Genomic DNA, 13083 nt, shown 5'->3' with positions numbered 1-13083 from the left:
CCTCGTACGAAGTGTCCGGTCAGCGCGTTCCGTTGGCCGCGAAGTTCGCGACCGCGCCGACGTTCGTCTTCGTCACGAACGCCGGGCCGGTGAGCACGGGAGCCGCCCCGCCGCCACTGATGTTGCCGTTGGTCTTGTACAGCCACAACGAGTCCACGGCCAGATAGCCCTGCAGATACGGTTGTTGATCGACCGCGAACTGTACGTCCCCGCTCCGCACGGCCTTGACCAGGTCCGAGTTGAGGTCGAATGTCGCGACCTTGGCCCTACTCCCCGCCGCCTTCACGGACTTGACCGCGGACAGCGCGAAATCGGCGCCCAGCGTGACCACTTCGTCGATGCTGGGGTCCTGCTTCAGCCGGTCCGTGACACTCGCGGACACGGCGTTCATGTCGGTGCCGTCCACGTAGAGGATGTCGGTCACGCCGGTGAACGCCTTCTTCACGCCCGCGCAGCGCGCCTCCAGGGCGACATTGCCCCGCTCGTGGATCACGCACAGGGCGTGCTTGGCCTTGAGGGCGTCCAGTTTCTCGCCCACGGCGCGGCCCGCGACGCTCTCGTCCTGCCCGAAGAACTCCAGGACACCGTCCGACTGCCAGGAGTCGATACCGGAGTTGAGGCCGACCACGGGAATGTCCGAGGACCTGGCCTGGGCGATCGGCGCCTTCATCGCGTCCGGCTTGGCGAGCGTCAGCGCGATGCCGTCGACCCCGTCCCGGATCGCGTCCCGCGCGAGCTCGGCCTGCCCGGTGGCGTCCGGGTCGCTCGCGTACGTCAGCTCGACGCCGTCCTTGGCGGCGGCGGCCTCGGCGCCCTTCTTCACCAGCACCCAGAAGGCGTCGCCCTTGCTCGCGTGGGTGACCATGGCGATCCTGAGCCGGCCGGTGCTCCCGGCACCGGCCGCGTCCGTGCCCGACCCGGACCCGGAACCACCGGTTCCGGAGCAGCCGGCGAGCAGCAGACAGACGGCGACGGCGCCGGTCAGCGCCGTGCCGCGTATGCGACGGAAGGGGGCGTGAGGTGAGGGTGGAGTGGTCATGGGGGGTGCGGCACCTCGCTGTGCGGCCGAGCTCGGGGACGGGGAGAGTACGCCCGGAGCCGTATGAGGTGCGCCGACCGGGTGACTCCCGCTGGGCCGGAGCCAATCGTGTGTGACCGCTGGTAGTCAAGTGAGCAGCGACCCGCAGTGAGTTGTTGCTGCCGCATTGTGATCATCTCGACGGCACAAAGGGGTTGAGGAGGTTACGTACGGAGGGACGGACGGTTACATCCTCAACTCGGGCTGCCGGTGCGGGACTTCGCCGAGGACCGCGGCGATCCGGTTGAAGGCGCCCGGCCGTCGATGTGCGGGGCGTGGATCAGGCCGCGGTCCAGTTCGTCCGGCGGGTTCCCGGTCGGTCAGGTCCCCCGACGGCCGGTCAGAGGTCGAACTCGTGCGGGGGCAGGTCCAGGGTGAAGCAGGCCTCGCGGACCACGGCCTGCTCGGTCTTGTCGAAGTCGCCGTCCGCGCCGCCGATCACGATGCCGATCTGGATCACGGCACGCGCCTCGGCGGGCTTCTTCTTCGCCTTGGCGATCTCCTGCAACACGCTGACCTTGCCGAAGGCGAAGTCGGCCGTCAGCTTGTCCAGGTTGGCGTCGAAACGGCGCTGGAGGTCCATCGCGTCGAAGTTCTGCAGCACTTCGTTGCTCGCGATGAGCTGGGCTACGCGCTGCCGCTCCGAGGGGTCGACGGTGCCGTCGGCGGCCGCCACGAGCGCGCACATCGCCATGCTCGCGTCGCGGAACGCCCCGCTCTTCAGATCGTTCTTCTTCGCCACGAGCTGGGTCTGCATCGTCGACGCGGACTCCTTGAAACGGTCCCACAGGGCCATGCGAACTCCATGCGTAGTAGTCGTGCGTATACAAATCCGTGGCTGCAGCACCGTGGAAACTCCCCGGACCGGGGAGAAGTTCCGGCCCCCTAGACTGGGGCGGTTCGTACGAAAGCAACGGCCAGGACGGAGGCGACGACGGTGCAGACAGCCGGCCGCGGCTTCGAGGACCCGTCCGCCGACGTGCTCGCGGGCGCCGCCGCCGCTTTCGGACTCCTGGCCTCGCCCGCGAGGCTGCACATCGTATGGGCGCTGGCCCAGGGCGAGAGCGATGTCACCGGGCTCGCGGAGCGGGTCGGCGGCGCGCTGCCCGCCGTGAGCCAGCACCTCACCAAACTGAAACTCGCCGGCCTGGTCCGCTCCCGCCGCGAGGGCCGCCGTCAGGTGTACTTCGTAGACGACCCGGACGTGGTCGACGTGGTCCGGCTGGCGGTCGCCCGCCTCACCGACCGCGCCGACCGCGATGTGCCCGCCCCCCGGCTCCGTGGCCTCTGACGCCGCCGCCCACCGGCACACCCCGCTCCAGGCGCTGCGGCATCTCGACACCGGCCCGCGCGGACTGACCGAACCGGAGGCCGCCGCCCGGCTCGCGGCGACCGGCGAGAACACCCTCCCGGAACGCCGTACGACCCCCTGGTACCGCCTGTTCCTGCGCAGTCTGCGCGACCCCTTCACCGTCGTCCTGCTCTGCCTCGGCCTGGTCTCCGCGCTCGTCGCCTCCTGGGGCACCGCCGCCGTGATCCTCGCGCTCGTCGCGGTGAGCTGTGTGCTGCGGGCCGGCGGCGAGCACCGGGCCGACCGCTCCCTGCACGAACTGCGCGAGCTGGTCGGCTCGACCGCCTGCGTGCTGCGCCGCGCGGAGGCCGGTGCGCCGGTGCGGGCCCGGGAGACACCGGTCGCCGAACTGGTCCCGGGCGACGTGGTCAGGCTCGGCCCCGGCGACCTCGTCCCGGCGGATCTACGACTGCTGCGCGCGAGCGGGCTGACGGTGCACCAGGCCGCGCTGACCGGCGAGTCCGAGCCGGTCGCCAAGGCCGCCGTAGAACTGCCCGGCGCGGCCGGCGAGGGCCCTTTCGCCCAGCCGCACCTGTGTTTCCAGGGCAGCGGAGTCGTCTCCGGCAGTGCCACGGCGGTCGTCCTGGAGACGGGCGCACGGACCCGGTTCGCCGCCGCGCACGCGGGGCCGGTGCCGCGCGGGCCGAGCGCCTTCGACCGCTCCGTGCACGGCGTCTCCTGGGTGCTGATCCGGTTCATGCTGCTGACGCCCCCGCTGGTCCTGATGGCCAACGCGGCACTGCGCGGCCGGGGCCTGGAGACCCTGCCGTTCGCCGTCGCGGTGGCGGTCGGGCTGACGCCCGAGATGCTCCCGGTGATCGTGACGACGTGCCTCGCGCGCGGGGCCGCGCTGCTCGCCCGTACGCACGGCGTCGTCGTCAGACGGCTCCCCGCCCTGCACGACCTGGGCGCCGTGGACGTCCTCTGCCTCGACAAGACCGGCACACTCACCCAGGACCGCCCGGTCGTCGAACGCGCCCTCGGCCCCGACGGCCGCGAGGACCCGGACGTCCTCGAACGGGCCGCCACCGCCGCCTGGTGGACCCTCCAACTAGCCGACGCACCCGTCCCGGACGCCCTCGACGAAGCACTGCTGGCCGCGGCCGGGCCGGTGGGCGAGGAGTACGACGGGGTCGCGGCCGTGCCCTTCGACCCGGTGCGGCGGCTCGCCTCGGCGGTGGTGCGCGGTGACGCCCTCGGGACCCACACCCTCATCGTCAAGGGCGCGGTCGAGGACGTCGTGGAACGGTGTCTGCTGGAGCCCGGCGAACGGGACCGGCTGCTCGCCCTGGCCACCCGCGAGGCCGAGTCCGGGCTGCGGCTGCTGGCGGTCGCCACCGCCGAACTCCCGGCCCGCACGCGCGCGTACACCCCCGCCGACGAACGGGGCCTGACCTTCCGGGGACTGGTCACCTTCCACGACGCCGTCGACCCGGCCGCGCCGGAGGCCCTGCGCGCCCTGGCCGAGCTGGGCATCGGCGTGCGCATCCTCACCGGCGACCATCCGGCCACGGCGGCCCGCGTGTGCCGGGAACTGGGACTGGACCCCGGGCAGGTGCGGGTCTCCGCCCGCTGCACCCCTCAGGACAAGGCCCGCGCGGTCGCCGCCCTCCGCGCGGCCGGACACACCGTCGGCTTCCTCGGCGACGGCCTCAACGACGTGCCCGCGCTGCGCGCCGCCGACGTCGGGATCGCACCGCGGGCCGCCGTCGACGTGGCCCGCGAGGCCGCCGACGTGGTGCTCGCCGGGAAGGACCTCACCGCGATCCGGCACGCGGTCACCGCGGGCCGGCACAGCAGCGCCAACATCGCCTCGTATCTGCGGGTCACGTTCTCCTCGAACCTCGGCAACGTCATCGCGATGCTCGCCGCCGGTCTGCTGCTGCCGTTCCTGCCGATGCTCCCGGCCCAGGTGCTCGCCCAGAACCTCTGCTTCGACGCGGCCCAACTCGCCTTCGCCCACGACCGGCCGCCGGCCGCCGCGCTGCGCCGGCCGACCGAGCTGCGGCCCCGGGCGTTCCTGCGGTTCATCACCGGGTTCGGGATGCTCAACGCGGTCGCCGACCTCGCCACCTTCGCCGTGCTCGCGCTCGCGCTGCGCGGCCCCGACGCGGTGGACGACGAGGTGCTGTTCCACTCGGCCTGGTTCACCGAGAACCTGCTCACCCAGGCCCTGGTGATGCTGCTCCTGCGCACCGGCCGGGGCCTCGCGGAGGGCGGCGGACCGGGGCCGGTCGGGTGGGCCGCGGCCGTACTGGCCGCCGTCGGACTGCTGCTGCCGCCGACTCCGCTGGGCGCGGCGCTCGGCATGACGGGGCTCGCGCTTCCGTACTACCTGCTGCTCGCGGCCGTGCTCGGTCTGTACGTCGCGGCCCTGAGGGGTCTGCGATCCACTCGTGGGTTGTACAGTTGCGCAACATAGCAACTGTTGTCAGGGAAGAGAGGGCGCGGTCATGCTCCGCAACGGACTGGAACCATGGCACCTGCTGGTCGTGGCGATCGTCGTCATCCTGCTGTTTGGCTCGAAGAAGCTGCCGGAGGCCGCGCGTGGGCTGGGCAAGTCGATGCGCATCCTCAAGAGCGAGGCGAAGGCCATGAAGGAGGAGAGCGGCGTGGCGCAGTCGGTCCCCGTGGAGCCGACCGCCGTGCACACCTCGGCCGAGTCCCCGATGACCACCTCCACCGAGCCGCCCGCGACCGCGCACTGACGGCGCGGCGGACATGCGTCGAGCCCCGGCGGTTGCCGGGGCGTGACGCCTTCAGGGCCCTACTGGTCAGGCCTGGTGCTGGAGTTCCGTCTGCGTGGCCGACTTCGCCTCGCGCTTGCGGCGCCGGCGCTCGGACCGCGGCTCCTGGTCCGGGAGCCAGCCGAACGTGAGGCAGCTGCCTACGACTCCCAGCAGTAGCCCGACGAAGAAGCCGCCGAGGTTCGAGGTGAGCCAGGAGCCCAGCGTGCACAGGACCCCGACGATCGAGTAGAAGAGCCGCTGGCTGGGGCTGAACAGGATCAGCAGGCCGAGCAGCATCATCAGGACGGGGAGCAGGTAGCCGGTCATGCCCTGCATCCCGATGTGCATCGCGACCTTCAGCGACACCTTCTCCGTGAGCAGGATCTCCGCCCCGCCCAGGGCGAGCAGCAGCCCGCCCCAGAACGGACGACCGGCCCGCCAACGTCGGAAGGCGGGCCGCATCCCCTGCCGTGACAGGTTGTCGGACATCAGCAACCCGAGTCGCTGAAGCTGAGCTTGAGGCCCGGCAGCTTGAACACGCCCGCCGTGGTGGCGTAGTTGGTCTGCCGGAGGTTATCGATGTGCACGGTGTCGGCCTGCTGGCTGAAGACGCCGGGCTTGCCCTGCACACCCGCCTTGGTGAGCGTGCTGGCGTCGTTGCCGATCTCGATGTTGTTGAAGGCTGCGTTACCCGACATCTCGGTCGAGTCGGTCGTCAGGTCGGTCGCCGTCACCTTCGTGGCGCCGCTGCCCGCCTTGATGAGCAGGTTGATGCCGCCCAGGTCGACGCTCTGGCAGAGGCTGTCGAGCGTGGCGTTCTTGATGGCGGAGGTGATGATCAGCTCCTGGCCGCCGGTGTCGCCCGCGTTCGGGCTGTTCGGGATCATGTTGTCGAGGTCGCCGAACTGCTCGAAGCCGGTGCCGTCCATCGACTTGGCGGTGACCGTGAACGGCATGCCCGAGATGGAGAACTGCACCCCCAGGGCGCCCTGGGCGGTGAGGATCCCGAGGGCGGCGGCGGCCAGCGTGGCCGGCACCGCCATCACCGCGGCGCGGCGCAGTCGGACCTGACCGCGTCTTTCGGGAACCTCGGCGGTCTCAGGTGCGGAACCGGTTTCCGGGTTCTCGGGGGTGTTGCCTGCGGACGAGTTGGCGTCCGAGGGTGAAGCCATGTCTGCTCCCATGTGCTGCTCTAGTCAACGCGGATCGGTATCCAATGTGGCGCGTTGTCCTGGCGCGGACAGCGAGTGCGGCGCAGCCGTCCTCACAACTCCCGGCGGGTGCAAGGGCTTTCAGGTTACGCAGCAGTAGCCGTCGAGGAAGTTACCGGGGGTTACATTCGAGGGTCAAGGGAGTTGTGGAAAAAGAGTGTTGATGATGTGCCACCTGTGAGGCAAGGCCTCTCCGCGATCCCGCGGAGCCCGTGACCGCACTCGAAATGGCACCAACTTGACTTGCATGTCTTGACGTTGACGGACGCTCAGGTCTACAACTCTCCCTTGTTTGCCGGATCCGTGGCGCCGGATCCGGCACGTGGCAGGAGCCGCGTTCCCGGACTTCCCTTTCCGCAAGGGCACTTCACGCCCGCAGAGTCCGAACCCCCGCGGCCCGGCACGGCCGCTTCCCCCCTGGCCCGTGCCGTCCGCCCCACCGCCCGGCCCGGCCGGAAGCCTTCAACCCCCGTGGGCCTCCGGCCGGTCACCGGCCGGCCGCCGTTGCCGGCCCGTCACGTACGGAGAAGGCGTCACGGGCCGGCGACGGCGAACTCGCGCGCTCCAAAACCCAGTTCACCCACCCTCGAAACACCCCCCCCAGTTCCCCACCCCCCAAAAAAGAACCCCTTGGTTCCACTTCGGAAGAAGAGGTACACCCGCATGCGCACTCGCACCGTCCTCACCCTCGTCGGCTCCGTCGCCGCGCTCACCCTCCCCTTCACCGTCCCGGCGTCCGCGGCCGACACCCCGGTGCTCACCACCGGCAGCCTCGCCGGTACGCCCGTCGCCGTCGGCGATGTGCTCACCGCGCCCCTGGCCACCGGCACCAGCGCCACCCTGTACTCGAGCGCGACCGGCACCAGCGGCATCAAGTGCACCACCTCGCAGTTCACGGCGACCGTCACCGACAACCCGACCGCGCCGGGCACCGCCACCGAGTCCGTCTCCGGGCAGAGCTTCGACAGCAGCAGCTGCACGAGCAACGTCCTCGGCGTCACCGGTGTCACCAGCATCACGGTCGACAACCTGCCCTACACCACCGCGGCCGTCTCGGACGGCACCCTGACCGTCACCCCGGCCAGCGGCTCCACCATCCAGACCACGGTCAAGCTGAAGACCCTGCTGGGCAGCATCACCTGTGTCTACCAGGCACCCAGCCTGAGCGGCACGGCCAGCAACACCGACACCAGCATCAACTTCACCAGCCAGGCCTTCACCAAGACGTCCGGCTCGTCCCTGTGCTTCAGCGCGGGCTACTTCACCGCGAAGTACGCCCCGGTGACGGACAACGGCGCGGCGGTCTACACCAACTAAGGATCAAGTAGGGCCTGTACGCGCCGAGTTCAGCGTCGGCGCAGTCGCAGGGCCAGGGCGGCGCCCCCGGTGAGCACCAGCACCGCGGCGGCGCCGCCCGCCAGCATGGGCGCCGAAGGGCCGCCCGAAGAGGCGTCGACGTCGGACGCCACCGGACTGCTGCCCGGCGCGGTGGTCTCCTCGGCGGGGGAGGCCTTCTGCGCCGCGGCTGATGCCGGGGCCTCGGCCGAAGTGCTCGCGTCGGCCGGGGACTTGGCCGCGGACGCCGACGGACTCGCCGTCCTGCTCTTTGAACCGGCCGTCCCCGTCGTGGACTTCGACGAAGGGGCGGCGCCCCCGGGGAACACCACGTCCGAGCACGAGTAGTACGTGTCCTCGGTGCTGCTGTTCTGCCAGATCGTGTAGATCAGCTGGCGCCCCGTCCGGCCCGTCGGCAGCGTCGCCTTGATGCGGTACGCGCCACCCGTCAGCGGTGGGTCCTTCACCTCGGCGAACGGCTGCGTCGGCAGCTCGGACCAGGTGAGCGGCTTCGACGGGTCGTAACCGGCCTTCGTCAGATACAACTTGAACGTGCCGGTGTGCGCGATCGTCGACGCGTACGTCATCGTCAGCTTCGCCCCCGGCGTCAGCCGCGTCGACGGAAAGTCGCTGCGGGCGAGGTCGAGCCCCTTGTAGTCGGACAGACCGCCGCTGCACAGCTTCCCGTCCGGGATCAGCTGCCGGTCCCGCCCGTTGACGTTCGGGACGCGGATGTTGTCCCAGAACGTGAAGGGCTGTCCGTTCGCCGCCACGGCCGCCTTGCAGGCCGCCGTCCCGGCCGCGCTGCCGCCCTGCGGCGAGCAGGCGTACACCCGGCTGACCGGATACGTCGGCGCCCCGTGCGCCTGCGCCGGACCCGCCGCCCAGACGGTGAGCAGCAGCGGGGCCATGGCGGCGCCCGCCATGGCGGTGCGATGTGCGGTCATCCGGGACATCCGGAACGTCTCCTCGGCCGGGGCAGAACGGTCTGTCCGTGTCATACGGCCCTGGGGCCCCACGCGTTCAGTCCGTCCCCGCGGCCTTCGGGCCCGGCGCGTTCGGTCCGCCTCTACGGCCCTCGAGCCCGACAAGCTCGGTCCGCCCCGCCGCCGTGAACCGGGGCAGATCGGTCAACCGGTCGATGTCGAGGGCGGTTTCCGGCCGGACCGAGGGTTTCCCCCGTATCCGTATGACCTTCTCTTTGCCTATCGTTTGGCCACAGCTGACCCACAGGCAACCCCTGGTGAGGCGGCTCCCGTGCCCGGCGCTCCCTGGATCGACCCCCCGCCGCTTCGACGACGAAGCGAATCGACCGCCGCTCCGCGCTGCTCGGAGTCCGGCCACGAAAGGCAAGCCCTTGCGCACTCCCACGGCATTCCCCACCGGACGGACCCTGATATCCGTCGCCGCGGTCTCCGCGGCCCTCCTCGCCACGGTCGCCACCTCGGCCGCCGTCGCCCAGGAACCCCCCACCCAGGCCGCCGCACCGGCCGTGCCCGGCCAGACCGAGGCCGCCCCCGGCGCCCTCGCCCAGCGCCTCATCGTGGGCTACAAGTCCGGTGCTGCGGAAGCGAGTTCGAACCGGGCCGCTGAGGCCGACGCCACCGCCAAGGGCAAGGAGACCGGCGAGGACGTCGACTTCCAGCGCCGCCTCGGCACCGGCGCCGCCCTCGTCGGTCTGGGTGACGCGCGTAGTACCACCGAAGTCGCCGACGTCATCGCCGAGTTCAGGTCCGACCCGCAGGTCTCCTACGTCGTACCGGACCGGCTGAACACCCCGCAGGCCGACCCGAACGACACCGAGTACGGCAAGCAGTGGGACCTCTTCGAGTCCGCGGCCGGCATGAACGTCCCCGCCGCATGGCCGACTTCGACCGGCAGCGGGGTCACCGTCGCCGTCATCGACACCGGCTACGTCACCCACTCCGACCTCGCCGCGAACATCGTCGCCGGCTACGACTTCATCACCGACACCGCCGTCTCGGTCGACGGCGACGGCCGCGACAGCAACCCGGCCGACCCCGGCGACTACTACGCCGCCAACGAGTGCGGCACGGGCATCGGGGCGAGCAACTCCTCCTGGCACGGCACCCATGTGGCGGGCACCATCGCCGCGGTCACCAACAACAGCAAGGGGATCGCGGGCATCGCCTACGGCGCGAAGATCTCCCCGCTGCGGGTCCTCGGCAAGTGCGGCGGCTATGACTCCGACATCATCGACGCCATCACCTGGGCGTCCGGCGGCACCGTCTCCGGCGTCCCCGCCAACGGCAACATCGCCAAGGTCATCAACATGAGCCTGGGCGGCGACGGCGCCTGCACCTCGGCCACCCAGAGCGCGATCACCGCCGCCGTGAACCGCGGCACCACGGTCGTCGTGGCGGCGGGCAACGACAACGACAACGTCGCCAACCACTCGCCCGGCAACTGCGCCAACGTCATCTCGGTCGCCGCCACCAACCGGGCCGGCGCCAAGGCGTCCTACTCCAACTACGGTACGGGCGTGGACATTTCGGCCCCCGGCGGCCAGACCAGCACCGGCACCGCCAACGGCATCTACTCCACGCTGAACTCCGGCACCAAGACGCCGTCCACCGAGTCGTACGCCTACTACCAGGGCACCAGCATGGCCACCCCGCACATCGCGGGCCTGGTCGCGCTCATGAAGGCGGCGAACTCCGCCCTCACCCCGGCCCAGATCGAGTCGGCGATCAAGACCAACGCCCGTGCCCTGCCCGGCAGTTGCTCGGGCGGCTGCGGCGCCGGTCTCGCGGACGCGGCCAAGACCGTCCAGGCCGTGAGCGGCAACGGCGGTACGACGACGGGGACCACCTTCTCCAGCACCAGCGCCGTCGCCATCCCCGACGCGGGCTCGGCCGTCGAGTCCCCGATCGCCGTCAACGGCCTTGGCGGCAACGCTCCTTCGGCCCTCCAGGTCGGCGTCGACATCACCCACACCTACCGCGGCGACCTCGTCCTGGACCTGGTCGCGCCGGACGGTTCGACGTACCGTCTGAAGTCCGCGAGCACCTCGGACTCCGCCGACGACGTCAAGGCCACCTACACGGTGGACGCCTCCAGCGAGACCGCCAACGGCACCTGGAAACTGCGTGTCCAGGACACCGCCGCCCAGGACACCGGAACCCTCAACAGCTGGAAGCTCACCTTCTGATCCCACAGGTCATGCACAGAAACCGACCGGCCGACCCGTAACGGGAGATGCGCCCTCATGGGTGCCTCCCAGGGGCGGCCGGTCGTCCGTATGGCCGAGAACGGTCGCTGACACGTGCCACAGATACCGAAAGTGGTCAAGAGTCGGGGTGGGGGTGACAGAGAGACGCAAGTGATGGGAACGTGAGGGGACTTGGTGGTCTTCGGGGGCGAGGTCTACGCCGTCGGACGGTGAGCTACTGTGTACAGGGGGTAAGAAAAAACGGCATGAGCCGTTGTTTTTTCCTTCACGGGAGTGTTTCTGTCGATGGCGAGGCAGCTACGGGCCGAACAGACCCGCACAACGATCATCACGGCCGCCGCCGAGCTGTTCGACCGGCAGGGCTATGAGTCCACCAGCCTCAGCGACATCGTCGACCACGCCCAAGTCACCAAGGGCGCCCTGTACTTCCACTTCGCGGCCAAGGAAGACCTCGCCCACACCATCCTGGAGATGCAGGCCAAGGCCTCGCGCCAGATGACCAGGGACATGGACAGCCGGGGCTACTCCTCACTGGAGACGCTGATACGTGTCACTTTCGGCATGACCCGGCTGGCCGTCGAGGGCCCCATCCCACGCGCCGGACTCCGGCTCGCCGCAGGGGAGATCGAGGTACGGCCCCCGATGCCGCACCCCTTCACGGAGTGGCTCGACATCGCCGCCCGCAAACTCGCCGGCGCGGTCGCGGAGGCCGACGCGCACCCCGACATCGACGTGGACGCCGTCGCCCGTACCCTCGTCGGACTCTTCGTCGGCATCCGCGTCATCGGGCGCGCCCTGGAACCGGTTGCCCTGCAGCCCCGCAGAACCGCCGAGATGTGGCACCTGGTGATCCGCGGCGTGGTCCCCGTACCGCGCCGCGCCCGCTATCTCAGTCTCGCCGCGCGACTGGAGCGGGAGATCGGCGCCGGCTGACCCGCCCGGTACGGTGAGCCGCATGCCCGAAACCCCCGCCGCGCCCGTGATCCTCGGCAACGAGCCCGGCTCGTTCCCCCACAGCGTGTTGGCCGAACGGCACCCCGTGATCATCCACCAGGTACGCGACGCCTTCCCCTACGGCCCCGCACAGCACCGCGCCCTCGACGCGCTCCTGAAGAACTGCACCGAGGGTGCCGTCGAACCCCTCACCGCCGACGCGCCCGACCACGCGCAGTGGGCCGCCTGGGGCACCGACGAGTACGCCGGACAGTCCTGGTACGACGTCCCCTGGCTCTGGTCCGAGAGCTACTTCTACCGCCAACTCCTGGGTGCCGTAGGTTACTTCGGCCCTGGCGCCTGGCAGGGCATCGACCCGTTCCGCCCCTTCAAGCGCGCCGAACTCGACGCCCCCGAGACGGACGAGGAACTCGCCGCACTCGACACGCTGGAGGGCACGTCGCCGGAGGAGCGCGGGCAGGCGCTGCTGCACGGCTCCCTCTGGGGCAACCGTGCGGACCTCGGCTTCCGCCTCTCCGCCGCCGGAGCGGAGTCGGCCGCACAGGCTCCCGTCCCGGCCCTGGTCGCCGACGACAGCGACCGGTTGTGGTCGCTCCTCTCCGGCACCCTGTGCCTCGTAGCCGACAACGCGGGCCGCGAACTCATCCCCGACCTGCTGCTGATCGCCCACCTCCTCGACGAGGGGCGCATCGAACGGGCGGTCCTGCACATCAAGCCCCACCCGTACTACGTCTCCGACGCCACCACCGCCGACGTGGTCGACGCCCTGCACCGGCTGACCGGGGCGCCCGGCGCGGCGGCGACGTACGGCCGCCGCCTCTGGACGGCCATGGCGGACGGCCGCCTCACCGTGCGCGCCCACCCCTTCTCCTGCGCCCCGCTGCCGTACGCCGACCTGCCCGCCGACCTTCGCGCCGAGTTCGCCGCGGCGACGCTGACGATCGTGAAGGGCGACCTCAACTACCGCCGCCTGGTGGGCGATCGGCGCTGGGCGCCCACCACGCCGTTCGCCGACGTCACCGCGTACTTCCCGGGACCGGTTGCCGCCCTGCGCACCCTCAAGTCCGATGTGATCACCGGCCTCGACGCCGACACGGAAGCCGCGTTGGTCGCCGCGGAGGGACAGCGCTGGCGCACGGGCGGCACCCATGCGCTGATCCAGGTGCGGGCGTGAACGGGGTGTCCCCGACGCTCGTCGTGCTGTTGGGTCGTTACTGACGTTCTTGTCGCAC

The 13083-nt window shown here is 70.8% G+C and carries 12 protein-coding genes; 7 read left to right on the top strand and 5 right to left on the bottom strand.

What is annotated here, in order from left to right; translation table 11 throughout:
• Nucleotides 1–19 precede the first annotated feature (19 nt).
• Both ACFXC1_RS11520 and ACFXC1_RS11515 read right to left on the bottom strand, forming a co-directional pair.
• Complete coding sequence (locus ACFXC1_RS11520; RefSeq protein WP_381241638.1) at nt 20–1039, bottom strand: substrate-binding domain-containing protein; 1020 nt, start codon at nt 1037–1039, stop codon at nt 20–22.
• Nucleotides 1040–1418: 379 nt separating this feature from the next.
• Nucleotides 1419–1874: a tellurite resistance TerB family protein gene (locus tag ACFXC1_RS11515; RefSeq protein ID WP_019071429.1), complete on the bottom strand. Its 456-nt coding sequence runs from the start codon at nt 1872–1874 to the stop codon at nt 1419–1421.
• A gap of 141 nt (nt 1875–2015) precedes the next feature.
• Between ACFXC1_RS11515 and ACFXC1_RS11510 the strand changes: the two genes are divergently transcribed.
• The 3 genes from ACFXC1_RS11510 to tatA are packed head-to-tail and all read left to right on the top strand — an operon-like array spanning nt 2016 to nt 5137.
• Nucleotides 2016–2369 carry an ArsR/SmtB family transcription factor gene (locus tag ACFXC1_RS11510; RefSeq protein ID WP_019071430.1) on the top strand — a complete coding sequence of 118 codons (354 nt, stop codon included), beginning with the start codon at nt 2016–2018 and terminating at the stop codon, nt 2367–2369.
• The gene (gene mgtA, locus ACFXC1_RS11505) at nt 2338–4851 is read left to right on the top strand and encodes a magnesium-translocating P-type ATPase (protein WP_381241635.1); all 2514 of its coding nucleotides are present in this window, start codon (nt 2338–2340) and stop codon (nt 4849–4851) included. The genes ACFXC1_RS11510 and mgtA overlap by 32 nt, the downstream gene beginning before the upstream one ends.
• Nucleotides 4852–4882: 31 nt before the next feature.
• Nucleotides 4883–5137 carry a Sec-independent protein translocase subunit TatA gene (tatA, locus tag ACFXC1_RS11500; RefSeq protein WP_381241633.1) on the top strand — a complete coding sequence of 85 codons (255 nt, stop codon included), beginning with the start codon at nt 4883–4885 and terminating at the stop codon, nt 5135–5137.
• A gap of 66 nt (nt 5138–5203) precedes the next feature.
• On the opposite strand, the gene ACFXC1_RS11495 is transcribed toward tatA, so the two are convergent.
• Both ACFXC1_RS11495 and ACFXC1_RS11490 read right to left on the bottom strand, forming a co-directional pair.
• Complete coding sequence (locus ACFXC1_RS11495) at nt 5204–5647, bottom strand: DUF6114 domain-containing protein (protein WP_381241631.1); 444 nt, start codon at nt 5645–5647, stop codon at nt 5204–5206.
• Nucleotides 5647–6330, bottom strand: a complete 684-nt coding sequence (locus tag ACFXC1_RS11490) for a DUF6230 family protein (RefSeq protein WP_381241629.1) — start codon at nt 6328–6330, stop codon at nt 5647–5649. The genes ACFXC1_RS11495 and ACFXC1_RS11490 overlap by 1 nt, the downstream gene beginning before the upstream one ends.
• 702 nt (nt 6331–7032) lie before the next feature.
• On the opposite strand from ACFXC1_RS11490, the gene ACFXC1_RS11485 reads away from it, so the two are divergent.
• Nucleotides 7033–7686: a Tat pathway signal sequence domain protein gene (locus tag ACFXC1_RS11485; protein ID WP_381241627.1), complete on the top strand. Its 654-nt coding sequence runs from the start codon at nt 7033–7035 to the stop codon at nt 7684–7686.
• A gap of 29 nt (nt 7687–7715) precedes the next feature.
• Here ACFXC1_RS11485 and ACFXC1_RS11480 read toward each other — a convergent pair whose 3' ends face one another.
• Nucleotides 7716–8660, bottom strand: a complete 945-nt coding sequence (locus ACFXC1_RS11480) for a lytic polysaccharide monooxygenase auxiliary activity family 9 protein (RefSeq protein ID WP_381241625.1) — start codon at nt 8658–8660, stop codon at nt 7716–7718.
• A gap of 401 nt (nt 8661–9061) precedes the next feature.
• Here ACFXC1_RS11480 and ACFXC1_RS11475 point away from each other — a divergent pair, with 401 nt between their 5' ends.
• The 3 genes from ACFXC1_RS11475 (at nt 9062) to ACFXC1_RS11465 (ending at nt 13025) form a co-directional block, all read left to right on the top strand.
• Nucleotides 9062–10876 carry a S8 family peptidase gene (locus ACFXC1_RS11475; protein ID WP_381241623.1) on the top strand — a complete coding sequence of 605 codons (1815 nt, stop codon included), beginning with the start codon at nt 9062–9064 and terminating at the stop codon, nt 10874–10876.
• 306 nt (nt 10877–11182) lie between these two features.
• A complete protein-coding gene (locus tag ACFXC1_RS11470; protein WP_381241621.1) occupies nt 11183–11830 on the top strand; it encodes a ScbR family autoregulator-binding transcription factor in 648 nt (215 codons plus the stop codon).
• Nucleotides 11831–11852: 22 nt separating this feature from the next.
• Nucleotides 11853–13025 (top strand): damage-control phosphatase ARMT1 family protein, encoded by a 1173-nt coding sequence (locus ACFXC1_RS11465; protein ID WP_381241619.1) that lies wholly within the window; start codon nt 11853–11855, stop codon nt 13023–13025.
• Nucleotides 13026–13083 lie beyond the last annotated feature (58 nt).

Origin of the sequence: Streptomyces hokutonensis (assembly GCF_042751305.1) — a bacterium.
Taxonomy (GTDB): domain Bacteria; phylum Actinomycetota; class Actinomycetes; order Streptomycetales; family Streptomycetaceae; genus Streptomyces; species Streptomyces hokutonensis_A.
Note: the sequence above shows the minus strand (reverse complement) of the source record. Positions and strands in the feature narration are given on the sequence as shown.